Origin of the sequence: Enterobacter sp. JBIWA003 (assembly GCF_019968825.1) — a bacterium.
GTDB lineage: Bacteria > Pseudomonadota > Gammaproteobacteria > Enterobacterales > Enterobacteriaceae > Enterobacter > Enterobacter quasiroggenkampii.
In genome coordinates this window covers 3,034,952-3,053,554 of the sequence record NZ_CP074170.1, presented here as the reverse complement: position 1 = coordinate 3,053,554, position 18,603 = coordinate 3,034,952, and the positions used below count along the sequence as shown (strand labels likewise).

The window sequence follows — 18,603 nt, the reverse complement described above, 5'->3', positions numbered from 1 at the left end:
AGTATGCCCGTACAGACATACAGTTTCACCTCTTAGCCAAGAAGGATTACCGGGTGGATAAGCACTACCAACCTAAATTTCAGGAAGAATACAGCGCCAAAATTCCGGCACTGACGTTACTGACCAGCCTCGGCTGGACGTTTTTACCCCCAAAACAGATTATGGATTACCGGGGCTATCAACAGGATGAGGTGGTGCTGCGTCCGGTTCTTCGTGAAGAATTGTCGAAGCGTTCCTATATGGCGAGTGGCAAAACATGCCAGCTATCGGAAAAAGCGCTGGATAACCTGATATCTCAGGTCTGTTCTCCGGCGCTCAATGAAGGGCTGCTGAAAGCCAATGAGCGGATGTATAACCATCTGCTCTACGGGATCGCCGTGACCGAGTTTGTCGATGGTAAGAAGGTCAACCCCACCATTGCGCTGATTGACTGGGAACATCCGGAAAATAACCAGTTCCACTTTACTGAAGAATTTAAGGTATTGCGGTCAGGCGGTGTTGAAACCCGCAGACCGGATATTGTCTGTTTTGTGAATGGTATCCCGCTGGCCGTCATTGAAGCGAAAAGCCCGGCAGGTCACGGCAAGAAAGGGCCAACCATTGACGAAGGAATATCCCAGAGTATCCGCAATCAGCTCAACGATGAAATCCCGCAGCTGTTTGCCTACAGCCAGCTATTGCTGTCGATTAACGGGCATGACGGGCGCTACGGCACCTGTCATACACCAATGAAATTCTGGGCGTCATGGCGCGAAGAAGATATTACTGACGCGCAGATGTATGCGCTCCGCAACCATAAGTTATCGACTGAACAAATTCATGCGTTGTTTGATCATCGTCCTTCAGCCGATCTCGACTGGTACCAACAGTTAATCGCCGCTGGTGAACTGGCCGTCAGCGGGCAGGATAAGCTGCTTATCAGCCTGCTTTCACCGGAACGTCTGCTGGAGATGACCCGCTTTTTCACCCTGTTTGATAAAAAGACCGGGAAAATTGTCGCCCGCTATCAGCAGGTGTTCGGGATTAAAAGGCTGTTGGAACGCATCAGCACCCGCAGACCGGACGGGGGCAGGGAAGGTGGTGTGATCTGGCATACCACGGGGTCCGGTAAATCGTACACCATGGTGTTCCTCAGTAAGGCGATGATTCTTCATGACAGCCTGAAGCAGTGTCGCATTGTGGTGGTGACGGACCGTGTCGATCTTGAAGGGCAGCTCAGCGGTACTTTTGCTTCTGGTGGAGAACTGGCCGGGAAGGATGATAAAGCCAAAGCAATGGCAACCTCTGGCCAGAAACTGGCACAGCAGATTGGTTCCGGTAAAGAACGCATTATCTTCACCCTTATCCAGAAATTTAATTCAGCGACAAAACTTCCTGAATGCGTCAATACCAGCCCCGACATCATCGTTTTGATTGATGAGGGTCACCGCAGCCAGGGTGGTGAGAACCATGTGCGAATGAAACTGGCTCTTCCGAATGCCGCCTTTGTCGCATTCACCGGTACGCCGTTGCTGAAAGAAGATAAGACCACCAATAAATTCGGGCCGATTGTTCACGCTTATACCATGCAGAGGGCGGTAGAAGATCAGGCCGTGACGCCTCTGCTTTATGAGGAACGTATTCCTGATCTTGAGGTAAACGACCGGGCAATAGATGCCTGGTTTGATCGTATTACCGATGGGTTAAGCGAAGCGCAAAAAGCCGACCTTAAGCGTAAATATGCCCGTAAAGGTGAGGTTTATAGTGCAGATGATCGCATCCGTCTGATCGCACTCGATATCGCCACGCACTTCTCGAAGAATATTGATGAGGGACTGAAAGGCCAGCTTGCCTGCGACAGCAAGATTTCCGCCATCAAATATAAAAAGTATCTTGATGAAGCCGGGTTGTTTGAGTCAGCAGTAGTTATCAGCCCGCCGGATACCCGGGAAGGGAATACCGAAGTGGATGAAAGCAAACTGCCGGAAGTGACGAAATGGTGGAAGGATAATGTCGGCACGCAGGATGAGTCTGTGTATACCCGTAATGTCATCAGTCGTTTCGATACCGATGAGAAGCTCAAATTGCTGATCGTCGTTGATAAACTGCTCACCGGGTTTGATGAACCGAAAAATACCGTGCTGTATATCGACAAGCCGCTTAAGTCCCACAACCTTATCCAGGCGATTGCCAGGGTAAACCGTCTGCATCCACTGAAAAAGTTTGGCCTGCTGATTGATTATCGCGGCATTCTGGCTGAACTGGACACGACGATCGGTAAATATCAGGATCTCGCCTCCCGCACCCAGGGAGGATACGACATCAAGGATATTGACGGGTTGTACAGCGCCATGAGTTCTGAATATAAACGTCTGCCGCATCTGTATAACCAGTTGTGGGCCATATTTGCTGGTGTTAAAAACAAAAATGATACTGAGCAGTTACGTGCAGTACTGGTGCCTAAAATGGAAGAACGTGACGGAGAGATGGTCGATATCCATCAGAAAACCCGTGATGATTTCTTCGAGGCGTTAACGGCCTTTGCCGGATGCCTGAAAGTGGCACTGCAGTCCGCTACCTTCTTCACCGATAAGAGCTTTACGGAACAAGACCGAAATCTCTATAAAGAAACCGTAAAACAGATGTCCAGTCTGCGCCAGTGGGCAATGCAGGTCAGCGGCGAGCAGGTCAATTATGACGACTACGCGGAGCAGGTGAAAAAATTGCTGGATAAGCATGTCACCGGCGTTGAGGTTCGTGAACCGGATGGCGTGTATGAAGTCGGTAAAATGGGCAAGAGCGAAAAACCCGAAGAGTGGGACAACAATAAAACCCGTAATGAAACCGACATCATTAAAACCCGTGTAACGAAGATGATTGAGCAGGAGCTGCGTGATGACCCGTACGCTCAGGAGGCATTTTCCAAACTCCTGCGCATGGCTATCGAAGAAGCAGAAAAACTGTTCGACCACCCACTGAAACAATACCTCCTATTCCGTGAGTTTGAAGAAAAAGTTGAAGCCCGTAAGCTCGGCGATATCCCGGATGCACTGGCGGTAAACAAGCATGCTCAGGCGTATTACGGTGTATTTAAAAAAGAGCTGCCTGAGGTTTTTGCGGTAAACGACGTTCAGGTGCAGGAGAAATGGACCAAGCTGGCCTTTGAGGTGGACAGCATTATCGTCAAAGCAGTGGCAGAAAATTCCCTTAACCCTCAGGATATTGAGAAGGTCGTTAAGACGAGTCTGTTACCATTGCTTTTTACGGCCTGCCGGGAAATTGGTGCCGGAATGAATCAGGTTAACCGTATCGTGGAAACCATTATCCAGATCCTGCGCGTTGGTTTGATGAAATCATGAGTGAAAAAGAATCGCCAGCAATGAAAGCGTTACGCATTGTGTATGGTGATGAGGTCATCACCATACACTGTGTTCCGCGTCAGGTCGTTAAGGGCAGGGTGCTCATCAAGGTACATCCCGACTGTCGGGTTGTGGCCTCTGTACCGCCAGAAACACCGGAGCACGAGGTGTTATCTGCGCTGAAAAAACGAGGGCGCTGGATATATCAGCAACTGCGTGATTTCAGGGAGCAACAGACACACATTGTCCCGCGTCAGTATGTCAGTGGAGAAAGCCATTACTATCTTGGCAAGCAATATCAGTTGAAAGTGACAGAAGACGCTACTGTGCCGCAACGAGTGAAAATGTTGCGTGGGCGTCTGGAAGTGACGATCAGACACAAATCGGCAGAAAAGGTCAAAGCGTTGCTGGCCGAATGGTATCGGGAACGCGCCAGAGATGTCTTTCAGCGCAGGCTTGATTTATTGATACCGCAGACCCTTTGGGTTAGTGAGCGTCCGCCGATACGTTTGCGGGCGATGCAAACGCAATGGGGTAACTGTTCTGCGAAAGGCTGTCTGACCCTGAATCCATGGCTGGTTAAGGCATCCTCAGAATGTATCGACTATGTCTTGCTACATGAGTTATGCCATGTTGCTGAGCACAACCACAGCGAGGAGTTTTACCGTCTGATGGGGCAGGTGATGCCGGGCTGGGAAAAGGTTAAGAAACGGCTCGACGGGATGGCTGAGATGTTGTTGGCTGATATGTGATTTTGGGGCTTATTCTAATTTAGAAACTAATCGGGGAAGTTATGTATTCAGTATCAAAGTATATTTTTTATACCACTCTGATTCTTTATGTCCTGACATTACTAACTGTCAGCTATGTTGGTGTCTATTTAACTTATGTGGCTATTCCGGTGATTGTTGTTTCTGGATTATTAATGAAACTTCTCGGTAAAAGAAAGAGTAAATCAGGAGAAGTATCAAATGTTGTAGCCAGGGTGCTAAATGATACAAATGCCGGGCTGGAACGTTTTAATGAAGGCATGCACTGGTTCAATGAGAAAAACAGAATCATAAATGAAAAAACAAAACCTCTTAACGAACAAATTCATGCAATAAGAATGAAAATGATTGAGCCGGAGGTAAAATTAAAATATGAAAGTGACCCTGAAAAAAGAAAAAAAACTTAATACTTTAATTGAAAGTATGGAAAAAGATATCAGGATTATAGAATCCCAGAAAGATGAAATTAAAATGGCGATAGAGATAGATATTGCCCGCAAGAGGATTAATGAATAATGTTTGAGTTTTCTGCATGGATATTGATTAACAGTGACAGTTTTCAATAACTAAAATATCAAACAAATGGCATAGTAAACATGATTGTTAAAGGGAGGTTGAATTGCATTCTGAAGCGTTGGCTATCGAATTTATTGAACAACTGAAAGGCATCTCGGTTGAGGATGATGTTGAATTCAATTTTTTTGAATTGGGAGGTTCCGGATATCTCGAAAACCCAACAACGGATTTGATGGCTTTGTTTATGGGAGCCCAGAAAATGGTGCCGCCATGGTTGCTAAAAGCATTGTTATGTTGCCTGGATGATTCCCTCGATGTTGATGAAATTGATTTCACCTCTCTGGAGTTAATGAGAGAAGCCAGAACAGAGGATGGGAAATATCTTGATATTCTTATCAGACATGATGAATTCATCATAGGTATTGAGCATAAAGTTTTGGCTGATACATATAATCCTTTTCCCAGCTATGTAAGTCTCATTGATAGCTACGGCGGCAACAATCAAAATCTTTTTCGTTGTATATTAAAGCCTGATGGTAACTGTGCTAAAGGCGTAGACGGTTGGCGACTGATCAATTATTCACTGCTGCTGGAAAGCGCCATCCGACGTCTGGGGTTAGAGATGATGAATCAAGATTTCAGCAAGTGGACAGTTTTTTATCAGGAGTTTTTAAGTCATCTTAAAAAATTGAGTGAGGCTGGTATGGATAATGTATCTGATAAAAATGTTGAGTTTGTTACTGAAAATTTCTCGGCTTTGATAAAGTCGGTTAAATTGCTGGAAATGTACCAAAATGCAATCACGGAGGAAGCGAAATCGGTTGTCTCAGAAGTACTGCCTGATATTCATATAGCAACAGGAATTAATAACTGGAAGGGTTACTATAAAGCAATTCATCTTATGCCAGGATGCTGGGGGCAAGGTAAAACAGGAGTTACACTAGTTTACCGCCCTAATGAAGATGGAAGAGGTGAAGCAGAATTCTACGTAAATGGTTGGATACATTCAGATGATTATTCTGAAGTTAATGCACTAAAAGAAGAAATACGAGTTGCTTTAAGTACTGGTGATTTCATTCCAGCAGCTAACCCTGAGGACTACGAAGTATCAATTACTGGGAAGGGGCAAGTGCTTGAACTGAGCTTTTGGGGGAATACGAGAAGTAAAAAAGATGCACTGGTACTTCTTAAGGATATGACTGAGTGGATGGACTCAAAAATAAGAACATACAGTAATATCACTGAGTGATAACATTCTGTTTAAATGGTGGATTATTAGGCTGGTAATTGAAGCGTCGAATAGACAGATATTGGAATAAAAGGAGAATATTCAAATGATTTATCAGTGTGATACTTGCAGTAGAACGACTTTTGAGGTTAATTGTCCCTGGTGTAGTGGAGTTTCGCCTGTAAAAACGTCTGCATGGGGTTCAGCATCATCGACCGCACAAGCAATAGATATACAACGTATGACACCATTGAATCCATCGTTTTATCCCGAATTTCAGTATCGTTCAAAGGGTGTTCTAAAAGATCTATTTGGGAAAAAGAAAGAGCAAACTCAGCTTAATCAATTGCTTGAAAATGTTCTCGAAAAATACTCCAGTTTAAAAGATCCATATTTTACTAACTTCATTTACACTTCCAGATTCTCACATAATAATAAATCGGAAGCAGATTACTCAACAGATAATGGTACATACTCCGAATTACAACTTTTCCGTGAGGTGTTGGTCAGAAAAGGGTTCAATGAGCTTGAGCAGTTACCTGAGCTATTAGATAAATTACTCCTTACCACATCATTTAACGCTCTTTATTATGGTTTCGCTAAGGAAGTTAAACGGCATATTAAATCCACACTTACTGAATCCTTGAAATCATGGATTGAGGAAGCGGGTACCACTTTTAGGGCAGATCTTTCATTGTTTCTATTCTATATATGGAGCAATAAAATAGAGTTCTCATCAGTAGAGTTCAATGAAAAAGCGGAGGCTACGCCTGGTGTTCCTTTAGTTTCATTTGATGAAGTTAAAAAATATTTAGCTGTGTGCGAACATATTTATTTTGATATTCTGGTTGATAGATTAGCTACACGGCTCGAACATTTTAACCCTAACAAATTCGTCACCATGTATTTAGTTGATGCAATGGACGGTTTTCAGTTTGAAGATTTCCTTGTGGAAGTATTCCAGACTATGGGCTATGACGTCAAAGAAACCAAGAGAACGCAAGATCAGGGTGCAGATCTCTTCGTCACTCGATTTGATAAGGATATGGTTATTCAGGCGAAAAATTATTCTGGTTCTGTAGGTAACTCGGCGGTGCAGCAGGTGATCTCTGCTAAAACGTTCTATGGTTGTGATGAGGCGATGGTTGTGACTAATTCCTACTTCACACGCTCCGCCAAAGAGTTAGCTGAGTCAGCCTTGGTACGTCTGATCGACAGGGATGAACTGCAAAAGTATCTGGATGATTATAACCAGAAGATAATCGAAGATTTCCAGTCAAATTCATAACTTTGTCTTGTGAACAATGGAAAATGGCTTGACCTTTGAGTAACTCTGATGAATTTGACGAATAAAAAGCTTGGAGCCCGGAAATACCTCCCAGTGATCCATGATCTTTTAGATTTGGGATTGCCAGGAGAAATTTTATCAATTCGTACTACAGGTAAGAAGGGAACCTTGATACCTGATCTGACTGTTGGGTTAGGTAAAGCCAGGCGAGTCAAAACTGGCGATTGGGACATCGCAGATACAAGAACGTTTGACTATGTTGTTTTGCGTGTTGAGCGACCCGATAGTTATCATGATGTCTACACCGGTCAGTTCGTTCGACTCTATCGGTCAGAAAGAAGCGGCGGACAAATCGTCGAAATGAGTAATCCCAGGCTTGCGGGCATGACGAGATCCATTTCGAAAGTTTTTAATGGTGGAAAGGTCAGTGGTAGAGGGACCGCGTATGTCTCAATCTCACCAGGCGTGAGCAACACTGTGATTTTCCCTACTCGCGTGTATAAAGAAGGGCAGGAATGCAATACAACTTACAGCTCCGATCAGTCACCCTTTTCCCAAGATGTCAGGAAGAATTGTTTTGACCGCTGTGTCATTACTGGGGTCCAATCGCGTTGGAGGACCGAGGCGGCTCACATTATGCCGCGACACGAAGAAGGTATTCCAGACGTTACGAACGGCCTTCTATTACGTAGGGATATCCACACCTTATTTGACCATAACCATTGTGCGATTGATCCCCACAATATGAAAGTTTACTTCAGTCCTCAGGTTTGCGCGATGGATGAAGACCTCTTAGATTGGCATGGAAGCACTATCATAGCATCGCGTATGCAGACACACATTAATATTGAGTATCTGCGTCCACGATGGGCTAAGTTCATTAAAATTCATGGAAAAATTAAGGCCTGAACTGACGAGCATGTATGACAGTTTCATGACGCATATAATCACGAAAGCCTGCATATGGCACTAAATGGCTTAACGCCGATGTAGTATATTAAGCGCATGACCGGTTTCTACTTACATCTGCGTTAAAAATGGGGAATTACCTGGGTGAGACATCAGAGTCGTACTTTTCTCTAAAGATAGTAACGATTTAGCAGGTAATAACAGTTTGAAAATATAAAACTATTTGGTAATCTGTTTTTCGAAAGAAAAGATCTGCATTCTTGTTAAGGGTAATTATGAATAATGAAAATGATGAAATATGTACACTCTTTGATGAGAGAGGTGTACCAGTTGTTTATGCAGCAATCTGCGATAGCTTACCCGATGATGCCTTATACCCAGTAACGCATCCTAGTGATTTAAAAAAAGTAAGCTCGCTTGTTGCGCAGGCGTGCCAGGGAGCTATCAATACTCATGGTCGTACAGTTGAACTGGTGTTCAAGCCTGAAATTCAGCAGGGCCTTAAAGATGGCTCACTTACCATGATGAAAACAACGGCAGGCGAAACTCTTGCTGATGCTGTGCATGCAAGTGGCAAAAATGTTAATAAGATCGCAGGGAAGGGAAGAATAGTTGAGGCGGGTAGGTTGAAACAACTAGCTACTGGTTGTTTCCAGCTAATAAGCCTTATGGTAGCTCAGGCTCACTTAGCGGACATCAATAAAAACCTTACTGATATTAAATCTTCTGTAGACCTACTTCATAAAAAGCTAGAAGCTAATCAATTAGCTAAAATTGAAGGTAGGATATTGTACCTTGAAGGCATTGTTGAAAAACTTCGTACAGGCGATTTCGATTATGAAATTTCGCTGCAAATCAAAAATAAAATTGAAGATACTGTTGCCGATGCGTATGAATGGCAATCAATTTTATTTTCTGAATTAAAAATACTAATTACAAGTGTTAGTAACTTACAAGACTCAGACCGGTTTGGAACTGGGGATACCTACAATAATCTTAAATCTATTGTAGAAAATACAGCACCTCTGATTCAGAGACGGAATCTATTGCTAAAAGTTGCATCTCTACTTGCATATATACAAGCCTGTATCGATCCAACAAAAAAAGAGTTTAGCATCTTTGACCTTCAGACATCAAAATGGGAAAGTCAAATTTATGAATTAGTAAATATTGTAAGCACAAAAACAAATACATTTCTCACAAATGCTAGGTTCAATAGTCAAGAAATTTTAGATCATAGAAAATATTATATAACTCATTCTATTGGAGCGATGAAAAACATATCTGATCTTAATCAGCAATGCTTTGAAAGTAGTCGCCTTAAGTTAAAGGATAACCAGCGTAAGATACTTTCATCTAATGGGAAATTGCGACTCGTAGTTACTTTGGATGAACAAGGTAATGCACAGAAGGCCGCAGTCGTTGATTGATTTAAAACGATAGCAAGATTGGATTCTTGCTATCGTTTTAATTGCGCAATGCTCTGGCATATAGGAAATCGGTAGGTGAGTATCCCTGCCTGTGCTGTTTCTGAGTTCAAGGCTATCCATGACTATCTATTTTTTTACTAACTATTGCAAAGATGGATAGTCACTTTCTGCAAAGTCTTGCAATGAGTTGCTATGTAGGGCGTTGATCCTTCATAAAATTTAATACTCCTCGGTGTTCGTGCTGTGTGGATTCCTATCCCACTCCCGCTACCATGGGAAAGTTAGAATAAATCAATGAAAAGCAGTGTCGTGTGACCACCTAAAAAGCGGTTTTTTTATTACATTCGCTTAACTAAAAATTTCCGCTTTTCATACCCGTGTAATTGGTAAAAACAGACTTCGAGGCTACGCCTGAAGGCTCATGAATTACATTCTTTTTACTACTTTTCTTACTAACAAACCTGTAAGAATTGCCGGAAGCAATCCAAACAAAGAGGCGATATCGACTAACGTATCCTCCAGTTCTTATATCCCGTATGTGCCGAAATGATCCATCACTGCATAAGCCCATTCGGCAGGTATCAAAATAAAAAGCCAGTGCGTGTATAAAAGAAAACTGATAAGACCGATTACAAGGCTTAAGGTGATTTCTATAAAAGTCCTCATGTTACTGTTATTGTCCCGTAAGCTTTAAAACTCGTGTAAGATACCGGCATCATAGTTGTTTACATAAGAGCTTAGTACAAGTAATCAAAGTCACTCAGATGAAGAAGGGTTATACAGCCTTCGCTTAACCCTCTTGGTCCTGTCGGATGGAGGTGGAAATGGCCAAGCCGGACACCTTCAACAAAAACTTGATCGTCTAACTGCCAGTCATTTTTGTATAAGGCAAACCATTCTTTTCAGCGAGTTTGACGTTATTTTTAGAGACTAATAAATCAACAAACTCAGGCCTTCTCAAGGCATTGCGTGCTATACTTTTCGTGAATATCTCATTGTTATTTATATGAAAATATTTCTAATGGTTCCTTAGGTATCACATCACACCCCGCCCAAATACGCCTTCCTCACGTCCTGATTGCCCAGCAATTCCTCACCGCTGCCGCTCAGCCGGATCTGTCCGTTCACCATCACATACCCCCGGTCAGACAGCTTCAACGCATGGTGCGCATTCTGCTCCACCAGAAAAATGGTCATACCGCTGCGGGCCAGCTCTCGCAGCGTCTGGAAGATCTGCTTCACCACAATCGGGGCTAAGCCCAGGCTGGGCTCATCCAGCAGCAGCAACTTCGGACGGCTCATCAGCGCCCTGGCGATCGCCAGCATCTGCTGCTCACCGCCGGACATGGTCATCGCGCGCTGTTTACGTCGCTCTTTAAGGCGAGGGAAAAGGTCAAACATGGTTTGCATATCTTCAGCCGCAGACTGATTGCCGATGGGAATGGTCCCCATCAGCAGATTCTCTTCAACGGTCATATCCGGGAAGATTCGTCTGCCTTCCGGTGCCTGCGCAATGCCGCCGGACGCAACGTAGTGGGTGGATTGATGGCTGATATCTTCACCACAGAAGAGGATCTGCCCGCTGCGGATACGGGGTTGACCAAAGATGGACATCAGCAATGTCGATTTACCCGCGCCGTTTGCGCCAATCAGCGCCACGGTTTCCCCCTTATTCACCTCAAGAGAGACCTGCTTCAGCGCCTGAATGACGCCGTAAAACACATCCACCTCGCGAAAAGCCAGCAGCGGTTCGCTCATAGGGAGACCTCGCTTTCATCCGTGCCCAGGTAGGCGGCAATGACCTTTTCATCATGCTGGATCTGCTCGGGTTTCCCCCTGGCAATCACATCGCCGTGGTCGAGCACGATAATGTCGTCCGAAATTTCCATCACCATCCCCATATCATGCTCAATCAGCAATACCGTGATGCCATGATGATCCCGCAGAAAGCGAATAATCCCGCTCAGCTTGTGCGTTTCAACCGGGTTCAGCCCTGCGGCGGGTTCATCCAGACAGATCATTTCCGGCCCGGTACACATTGCCCGGGCGATTTCCAGTCGCCGCTGCTGGCCGTAGGACATTTCTCCCGCCAGTCGATTGGCGCACTCCACCAGATCCACCACTTCAAGCCAGTAAAAGGCTCTGTCCAGGGCGTCGCTTTCCGCCCGCCGGTAGGACGGCGTATTCAGGATCCCGGCGAGCAGATTGCGGTTCACCCGCATATGCTGCGCTACCAGCAGATTTTCCACGACCGACATCTCGCGAAAAAGACGGATATTTTGAAACGTGCGCGCCAGCCCGGCACGGTTGACCAGATGGGTTCCGCCGAACATTTTGTAGAACAGACGCTGCCCGAACTGCGCGGGGTTAATCCAGTCGCCGGGCTGGAATTTTTGCCCGAGAACCTGAATAACATTGGTCGTTTTATGGCGGGCATTAAATAAAATGTTGCCGCCGGAGGCTTTGTAGAAGCCCGTCAGGCAGTTAAAGACGGTGGTTTTTCCCGCCCCGTTTGGCCCAATCAGGGCGGTAATGGAGCCACGCTGCACGTCCAGGTTGACGTCGTTTAGCGCCTTAATCCCGCCAAAATGCATCATCAGATGCTCAACGCGTAATATCGTTTCGTTCATGGTGCGACGCCCTTACGCACGGCAAACCCGCTGCGGTTAATGCGGATCAAACCGCGTGGACGCCAGATCATCATCACCACCATCAGCATGCCAAACAGCAGGACGCGGTACTCGGCAAAACTGCGCAGCAGCTCCGGCGTTACCGTGAGCACAAAGGCGGCCAGCACTACGCCCAGCGTCGAGCCCATCCCGCCCAGCACCACAATGGCGAGGATCAATGCCGATTCAAAGAAGGTAAAGGAGGTCGGATTCACGAACCCCTGATAGGTGGCGAAGAACACCCCGGCAATGCCCGCGGTCGACGCACCCAGCGTAAAGGCGGAAAGCTTCACCAGAACATGGTTCAACCCCATTGAGCGGCAGGCAATTTCGTCTTCACGCAGGGCTTCCCATGCCCGGCCAATCGGCATGCGCGTCAGGCGGTGCTTGATGTAGAGCACCAGCATCACCACCAGAAAGAGCACCGCGTAGATAAAGATAAACTTCATGTTCGGGTTGTAGGTCAGGTGGAAAAACTCGTGGAAGGGCACGCCGCCTTCTTTCGCGCGTCGTCCAAATTCCAGACCGAAAAAGGTCGGGGGAGGGGCAGACACGCCGTTGGGTCCGCCGGTGAAGGTCAGCCAGTTGTTCAGTATCAGGCGAATGATCTCCCCGAATCCGAGGGTGACGATGGCCAGATAGTCACCGTGCATGCGCAGCACCGGGAAGCCGAGCAGGGCGCCTGCGGCGGCAGCCATGATTGCCGCGAGCGGCAGCATGCTCCAGAACCCTAAACCGAGATACTGGTATCCCAGCGCCAGACCGTACGCACCAATCGCATAGAACGCGACATACCCCAGATCCAGCAGACCGGCCAGGCCCACGACGATGTTCAGTCCCAGGCCAAGAAGCACGTAGATCAGCCCGAGGATGGCGACGGTTAGCACATACTTTGTGGCGACAAACGGGAAGCAAACCGCAAGAGCAATCACCAGGGGAATGATCCAGCGCATGCGGCTTTTGTAATCCGGAGGTCGGACATAAACGCCCGCGCTGTCGGCCTCGAAGCGCGCCTGAAAACGGGCCCCGGCAGCGGTACCTAAAAAAGCGCTCAACAGAAAACGCCCGAACATGACGATGCCCACCATCCAGGCCAGGCGCTGCCCGGCGAAGGTAAAGCTATACCCGTCCAGCACTACGCCCGCGATGGGGCCGAAGATAATCAGCGCAATCAGCCCGGAAAAAATCGCGTCCAGAATGCAGCGTTTAAGTGAAAAACCGTGTGATGTCATCATTCTCTCCCTCACACTTTGGCCACTATTGGGCGCCCGAGCAGTCCCTGGGGACGGAAAATAAGGATCATGACCAGCAGGCCGAACGAGAAGACGTCTTTATAGTCCGAGTTCACCATGCCCGAGAACTGCGCTTCCGCCACGCCCAGGATAAGGCCACCTAGCATGGCGCCGGGGAGGGAGCCGATGCCGCCAAGTACTGCCGCCGTGAAGGCTTTAATACCGATCACAAACCCGACGTAGAAATCAAAGGTGCCGTAGTTCATGGTGATCAGCACCCCCGCCAGGCCCGCCATCGCCGCGCCGATGACAAAAACCAGCGAAATAATCCGGTCGGTGTTAATGCCCAGAATGGAGGCCATTTTGCGATCCTGCTGGACCGCACGGCACATCCGCCCCAGCCGGGTACGGTTGATTATCCAGGTGAGCACCAGCATGCCGGCAAACGAGGCAACCAGGATAAACACTTTGGTGTAGGTTATCTGCACGAACCCTTCGCCCAGATGCAGGCGAATAACGCCGTCCAGCATGGTCGGTACCCCTTGCTGGCGCGGGCCCTGGCTCAGCTGCGCGTAATTCTGCAGGATAAGCGACATCCCGATGGCGGAGATCAGCGGCGCCAGGCGCGTAGAGTTGCGTAGCGGTTTGTAGGCGATACGCTCGATTGTCCAGCCGTACACCCCGGTAACCACAATGGTGAACACCAGCGTGCCGAGGATCAGCAGCGGGAACGACTGCAGGCCGAAGAACGAGAGCAGCGCCAGGCCAATAGCGCAGAGATAGGCGGAAATCATATACACTTCGCCATGGGCGAAATTAATCATGCCGATAATGCCGTACACCATGGTGTAGCCGATGGCGATCAGGCCGTAGACGGAACCCAGCGTTAAACCATTGATTAACTGTTGCAGGAAGAATGTACTCATCTTAGCGCGCTCGTTTTATAGGCTGCTCGAGCCGCGCAGCCTGATGTTTATTACGCGCCGACGGGAGAGCCCGTCGGCGTTGAGCGTGACTCCGTCCCGTTACTGCACTTCCTTATACTTTCCTTTGTCGTCCCACTGGTAAACCACGTAGTCAGAGACCTTCAGATCGCCTTTGCTGTCCCAGGCTTTTTTGCCCATCACCGTGTCGACGGAATTGGCCTTCAGCCACTCGCTGGCTTTGGCAGAATCCTTGCCGCCGGTGGCCTTGAAGGCCGCGGCAATCGCCTGTACGGAGGCATAGGAGTAAAGCGTGTAACCTTCCGGCTCGAATTTACCGGCGCGGAATTTCTCGATAACCGCTTTGCCGTCCGGGATCAGGCGCGGGTCTTTACCGAAGGTCATGTAAATGCCGTTGGTATATTGCGGGCCGCCCGCGGCGGTCACCATCTCCTCGTTGACGATGCAGTCCCCGGAGAAGAATTTTGCCTGTACACCCTGTTCACGCATCTGGCGAACCAGCGGACCGGCTTCCGGGTGACAGCCACCGAAGAACACGACGTCCGGTTTTTGCGCGCCGATTTTGGTGACCAGCGCGTTAAAGTCTTTTTCACCGCGGGATAACCCCTCGTACATCACATCCTGAACCCCGCGTTTCGCCAGCGCCGCTTTGGTGGCGTCAGCCAGACCCTGACCATAGGTGTCTTTGTCGTGAATGATCACCACGCGTTTAGCTTTCAGTTTGTCGATGATGAAGTCGCTGGCAACCTGACCCTGCTGGTCGTCGCGGCCGCACATGCGGAACATATCGCTCATGCCGCGTTCGGTAATCAGCGGGTTGGTTGAACCGGGGGTAATGGCGATGATCCCCGCATCGCTATACACCTCGGAGGCGGGCATGGTGGAAGAGGAGCAGAAATGGCCGACCACGGCGTTGACTTTATCCTGGTCAACTAAACGGTTGGCAACGGCGACGGCCTGCTTCGGCTCGCAGGCGTCATCTCCCTGAACCAGTTTGATCTTCTCACCATTAATGCCGCCGGCGGCATTAATGTCTTCAGCAGCCTGCGTTGCGCCGTGCCAGTATTGATCACCATAGGTCGCATTGGGACCCGTAAACGGCCCGGCCACGCCAATCACAATATCTGCCCGGGCGGAAAACGCCGTCACCAGACAACCGGCCAGCACAAGAGAAAGAGGAGTTCTGATAAATTTCAGCGACATTATTATGTTCCTTAGCAAAGAGGTTTTTGCACCACGGCGTAAACCCGAACGCCCGACGGCGCAGCCAATCCGAAACACGAGCAAGAACAAAATGCACTAAACGAACAAGATACAGACGGCATCCTGCATATACGGCGAGGTATCCCTGCGCAGCGTCGCGCGAAGAACATTAAGCAAAAACGTTGCCAGAATGGTTAACCCATTGACGGGCTTGTGACATGTTTGAGTATAGAGCGCCGCGTTATGCCGCCTTGCGGGAGGAGAAGAAATTACAGCGGAGATCACATATCGTTAACAATAAAGCCCATAAGTTGTGCAAAGGTCACGGTTTGCACGTTTTTGCAGCAATAAAGACCTAAACTTCAGCCCGGAGAGGCGTGAGATATGTGTTAGGATCGTTTCCTTTTTGCAGGAGTGTCAGCGATGACTGAAGGCCCATTGAATGAAAGCGAGATGGCGTGGCTTGAAGAGACGTTAATGTCTTACGGTCATGATGACGCGTCCGTGATTGACGTGTCCGAACTGGACGGCATGCTTACCGCAGTACTTTCCGGTCCTGTTGTCGTTGAGCCAGATGCCTGGCTGGTGGCGGTATGGGGCGGCGAGAAATATATCCCGCGCTGGAAAAACGATCGTGAGATGAACCGTTTTATCGATCTCTGCTTTAAGCACATGAACGATATTGCTGAGCGCCTGAGCGAATACCCGGATCAGTTCGAACCGATGTTTGGCTATAACGACGTGGACGGTGAGAGTTATACCGTGGTGGAAGAGTGGTGCTACGGCTATATGCGCGGCGTGGCGCTGACGGACTGGTCAGCCTTGCCGGAAGCCCTGAAGGCCGATCTTGATACAATTGCGCTGCACGGTACAGAAGAGAACAGCGACAAGCTGGATGAACTGTCCGAAGAGGAGTATATCGCCAGTATCGAGAGCATCCAGCCTGCGGCACTGCGTTTATATCAATACTGGGTAAACAACCCGCAACAGCCGGAAGTGAAGAAGCCGATTGTGAACGGCACGAAGGTCGGGCGTAACGATCCGTGTCCTTGCGGCAGCGGGAAGAAGTTTAAGAGCTGCTGTTTGCACTGATAAAGCTGACAACGGGCATGTTGTGAGTTTCGCCCGGCGGCGCTACGCTTGCACAGGCCTGGATTGAAATGAGCAGGTAGGCCGGGTAAGCGCAGCGCCACCCGGCAAGAAAGACGGTATCAATATAAATGATGGGGTTTGTCATCAATCTCAAGGGGCTGATGACAGCCCCTTTTTTATTTAACCCACTTCCGGCAGCATCCCGGCTGCAATCAACACCTGCACCAGAATAATCACTACCCCGCAGCCAAACACAACGCACAGCAGCGGTTTTCCCCCCGCCACGCGGTAACCCTGCTGCGGATGCTGCTGGCGGCTCTTCCAGGCCAGCAGGGAGGGGAGGAGCAGAGCAAGGATCGAGAGCGCCACTCCCGCGTAGCCCAGCGCCATCACAAACCCGCGTGGATAAAACAGCGCGAACGCCAGCGGCGGCAGGAAGGTGATCGCCCCCGTCTGTAACCGTCCTGCCGCAGTATTGCGACGCTGGAACAGGTCGGCCAGATAATCAAACAGGCCAAGCGCCACGCCCAGGAACGAGGTTGCCAGCGCCAGGTCGGCAAACAGGTGTACCGCCAGCTCCACATGCGGCGAGGTGACAACCTCACGCAGTACCAACAGAAAACCGTTCAGTCCAGCGTGTTGCGCCATCAGCCCAATAAAGGTTGAAGAGTCGATGCTGCCCAGGGTCACCAGCTGCCAGAAAATATAGGCGATCAGCGGGATCGCGCTGCCGATCACAAAGACGCGGCGCAGCTTGCGAATATCGCCGTTCATATAGCTGACGATACTCGGCACGCTGCCGTGGAAGCCAAACGAGGTGAAAATGACCGGGATCGCTGAAAGCGCCAGACCTTTTTCCAGCGGCAACGTCAGCAGGTTGACCTTATGCACGTGCGGCGCCAGCAGGACCAGCATGACAATCAGGAAAAGAATTTTGGCGCTGAATAGAAAACGGTTAAACAGATCGACCAGCGACGTCCCGACGCAGACCACGCCGCCGCCGATGAGCGCAAAGAAGATGGCGCCCGTCGCAGGGGTAATGTCAGAGCCAAACCAGTCGTTGACGCTGGAGGCGATCAATTCCCCGGCGCCGCTGATATAGGCGGCGGTCAGGGCGTACATCAGGAACATCATACTAAAGCCGGTTATCCATTGGCCATAGCGTCCCAGATAGCGCGCCGCAAGCGAACCCAGACCGGTATCGGCGGGTACGTGCTGGTAAACCTCAAGCAGCAGCAGGGCGGTGTAACACATCAGCGCCCAGAGCGTTCCCAGCAGCAGCAGGGTCATGCCAAACCCCACGCCCGCGGCTGCCAGAGGCATTGCCAGCATTCCTGCGCCAATTGTCGTTCCGGCGACGATAAAAATACTTCCCAGAGTTCTATTTTTCACGCTTTCCTCTACAACGCTTCTTAACCGCGACAAAATCTGCGGCGCAGAGTAAGGGAAAAGCCGTAACTCGTCAAATCACCGTTACAAGTGGTGTAAAAAATGGTTTACGTATTGATGACCCTCCGATCCTTTTTGGCCTATGCCTACCTCATAAGGGCAATACTGCTGCACGACATTCCGGCGTAACGTAAACAATAAATATAAATTATCAAATAAAGTGAGGGTGTTATGGCGGGGGAGAATCCTTTTACCGCGGCATGGAGCCGGGGAGGCAACCTGTTGTGCCATGGCCACTGGATAATCAGCTGGCAGAACCAGCCCCTGAATCTTCCCGAGTCCCGTCGCGAAAAGGATATGGGCACCTGGGGGATCTATTCGGTTATTGATCCTGAAGATGAGACCTTTGCACAAGGCTTACAGGAAGATGAGTGGATTATCGAGAATGTCGACTGGTTGACGGATTTGTTCTACGAGAAGGGGATTCCGCTGGAGACGTCCAGCTACCGCTATTTTTACCAGGCCGTGAATCCCCACGACTGGCGCTGCACCAGCTGTGCCGGTTGTATGTAAATTAACGCGGTACCGGAAACCG

At 48.8% G+C, this 18,603-nt stretch carries 15 protein-coding genes and 1 pseudogene; 9 read left to right on the top strand and 7 right to left on the bottom strand.

All coding sequences use genetic code 11. The features are described 5' to 3' along the window. The first annotated feature begins 53 nt into the window (after positions 1-53). The 7 genes from KGP25_RS14700 (at position 54) to KGP25_RS14670 (ending at position 9,479) form a co-directional block, all read left to right on the top strand. Positions 54-3,338: a type I restriction endonuclease subunit R gene (locus tag KGP25_RS14700; RefSeq protein ID WP_223539196.1), complete on the top strand. Its 3,285-nt coding sequence runs from the start codon at positions 54-56 to the stop codon at positions 3,336-3,338. Further along, positions 3,335-4,090 carry a SprT family zinc-dependent metalloprotease gene (locus KGP25_RS14695; RefSeq protein ID WP_223539195.1) on the top strand — a complete coding sequence of 252 codons (756 nt, stop codon included), beginning with the start codon at positions 3,335-3,337 and terminating at the stop codon, positions 4,088-4,090. Before KGP25_RS14700 ends, KGP25_RS14695 begins: the two co-directional genes overlap by 4 nt. Before the next feature lie 41 nt (positions 4,091-4,131). Further along, positions 4,132-4,515 carry a hypothetical protein gene (locus tag KGP25_RS14690; protein WP_223539194.1) on the top strand — a complete coding sequence of 128 codons (384 nt, stop codon included), beginning with the start codon at positions 4,132-4,134 and terminating at the stop codon, positions 4,513-4,515. Positions 4,516-4,727: 212 nt separating this feature from the next. Next, the gene (locus tag KGP25_RS14685; protein ID WP_223539193.1) at positions 4,728-5,873 is read left to right on the top strand and encodes a PD-(D/E)XK nuclease family protein; all 1,146 of its coding nucleotides are present in this window, start codon (positions 4,728-4,730) and stop codon (positions 5,871-5,873) included. Between the two features lie 85 nt (positions 5,874-5,958). Then, on the top strand, positions 5,959-7,140 hold the full coding sequence (locus KGP25_RS14680) for a restriction endonuclease (protein WP_223539192.1): 1,182 nt from the start codon (positions 5,959-5,961) through the stop codon (positions 7,138-7,140). A 48-nt stretch (positions 7,141-7,188) separates the two neighbouring features. Beyond that, positions 7,189-8,049 carry an HNH endonuclease signature motif containing protein gene (locus KGP25_RS14675; RefSeq protein WP_223539191.1) on the top strand — a complete coding sequence of 287 codons (861 nt, stop codon included), beginning with the start codon at positions 7,189-7,191 and terminating at the stop codon, positions 8,047-8,049. A gap of 275 nt (positions 8,050-8,324) precedes the next feature. After that, positions 8,325-9,479, top strand: a complete 1,155-nt coding sequence (locus KGP25_RS14670) for a hypothetical protein (protein ID WP_223539190.1) — start codon at positions 8,325-8,327, stop codon at positions 9,477-9,479. A gap of 737 nt (positions 9,480-10,216) precedes the next feature. On the opposite strand, the pseudogene KGP25_RS26730 reads toward KGP25_RS14670, so the two are convergent. The 6 genes and pseudogenes from KGP25_RS26730 to KGP25_RS14640 all read right to left on the bottom strand — a co-directional run. After that, positions 10,217-10,318, bottom strand: a pseudogene (locus KGP25_RS26730) (hypothetical protein); the annotation flags it as partial. 202 nt (positions 10,319-10,520) lie between these two features. Next, the gene (locus KGP25_RS14660; RefSeq protein WP_223539189.1) at positions 10,521-11,237 is read right to left on the bottom strand and encodes an ABC transporter ATP-binding protein; all 717 of its coding nucleotides are present in this window, start codon (positions 11,235-11,237) and stop codon (positions 10,521-10,523) included. After that, positions 11,234-12,109: an ATP-binding cassette domain-containing protein gene (locus KGP25_RS14655; protein WP_223539188.1), complete on the bottom strand. Its 876-nt coding sequence runs from the start codon at positions 12,107-12,109 to the stop codon at positions 11,234-11,236. The genes KGP25_RS14660 and KGP25_RS14655 overlap by 4 nt, the downstream gene beginning before the upstream one ends. Continuing rightward, positions 12,106-13,380, bottom strand: a complete 1,275-nt coding sequence (gene livM, locus KGP25_RS14650; RefSeq protein ID WP_063622006.1) for a high-affinity branched-chain amino acid ABC transporter permease LivM — start codon at positions 13,378-13,380, stop codon at positions 12,106-12,108. The genes KGP25_RS14655 and livM overlap by 4 nt, the downstream gene beginning before the upstream one ends. 11 nt (positions 13,381-13,391) lie before the next feature. After that, the gene (locus tag KGP25_RS14645; RefSeq protein ID WP_032646250.1) at positions 13,392-14,306 is read right to left on the bottom strand and encodes a branched-chain amino acid ABC transporter permease; all 915 of its coding nucleotides are present in this window, start codon (positions 14,304-14,306) and stop codon (positions 13,392-13,394) included. A gap of 99 nt (positions 14,307-14,405) precedes the next feature. Further along, entirely contained in the window at positions 14,406-15,527 is a 1,122-nt protein-coding gene (locus KGP25_RS14640) for a branched-chain amino acid ABC transporter substrate-binding protein (protein WP_023312277.1), read from the bottom strand. Between the two features lie 423 nt (positions 15,528-15,950). Between KGP25_RS14640 and KGP25_RS14635 the strand changes: the two genes are divergently transcribed. Next, positions 15,951-16,619, top strand: a complete 669-nt coding sequence (locus tag KGP25_RS14635; RefSeq protein ID WP_069718972.1) for a YecA family protein — start codon at positions 15,951-15,953, stop codon at positions 16,617-16,619. Positions 16,620-16,799: 180 nt separating this feature from the next. Here the strand turns inward: KGP25_RS14635 and tyrP are convergent, their stop codons facing one another. Next, complete coding sequence (tyrP, locus tag KGP25_RS14630) at positions 16,800-18,011, bottom strand: tyrosine transporter TyrP (RefSeq protein ID WP_223539187.1); 1,212 nt, start codon at positions 18,009-18,011, stop codon at positions 16,800-16,802. A 228-nt stretch (positions 18,012-18,239) separates the two neighbouring features. On the opposite strand from tyrP, the gene KGP25_RS14625 reads away from it, so the two are divergent. Continuing rightward, on the top strand, positions 18,240-18,581 hold the full coding sequence (locus tag KGP25_RS14625; RefSeq protein ID WP_045908177.1) for a hypothetical protein: 342 nt from the start codon (positions 18,240-18,242) through the stop codon (positions 18,579-18,581). The last annotated feature ends 22 nt before the right edge of the window (positions 18,582-18,603 follow it).

Excerpts from the sequence above, each read along its gene's own strand:
- KGP25_RS14635 (WP_069718972.1), top strand. The coding sequence starts at position 15,951 with ATGACTGAAGGCCCATTGAATGAAAGCGAGATGGCGTGGCTTGAAGAG.
- KGP25_RS14670 (WP_223539190.1), top strand. The coding sequence starts at position 8,325 with ATGAATAATGAAAATGATGAAATATGTACACTCTTTGATGAGAGAGGT.
- KGP25_RS14645 (WP_032646250.1), bottom strand. The coding sequence starts at position 14,306 with ATGAGTACATTCTTCCTGCAACAGTTAATCAATGGTTTAACGCTGGGT.
- KGP25_RS14655 (WP_223539188.1), bottom strand. The coding sequence starts at position 12,109 with ATGAACGAAACGATATTACGCGTTGAGCATCTGATGATGCATTTTGGC.
- KGP25_RS14695 (WP_223539195.1), top strand. The coding sequence starts at position 3,335 with ATGAGTGAAAAAGAATCGCCAGCAATGAAAGCGTTACGCATTGTGTAT.
- KGP25_RS14660 (WP_223539189.1), bottom strand. The coding sequence starts at position 11,237 with ATGAGCGAACCGCTGCTGGCTTTTCGCGAGGTGGATGTGTTTTACGGC.
- KGP25_RS14675 (WP_223539191.1), top strand. The coding sequence starts at position 7,189 with ATGAATTTGACGAATAAAAAGCTTGGAGCCCGGAAATACCTCCCAGTG.
- KGP25_RS14680 (WP_223539192.1), top strand. The coding sequence starts at position 5,959 with ATGATTTATCAGTGTGATACTTGCAGTAGAACGACTTTTGAGGTTAAT.
- KGP25_RS14690 (WP_223539194.1), top strand. The coding sequence starts at position 4,132 with ATGTATTCAGTATCAAAGTATATTTTTTATACCACTCTGATTCTTTAT.
- livM (WP_063622006.1), bottom strand. The coding sequence starts at position 13,380 with ATGACATCACACGGTTTTTCACTTAAACGCTGCATTCTGGACGCGATT.
- KGP25_RS14640 (WP_023312277.1), bottom strand. The coding sequence starts at position 15,527 with ATGTCGCTGAAATTTATCAGAACTCCTCTTTCTCTTGTGCTGGCCGGT.
- KGP25_RS14625 (WP_045908177.1), top strand. The coding sequence starts at position 18,240 with ATGGCGGGGGAGAATCCTTTTACCGCGGCATGGAGCCGGGGAGGCAAC.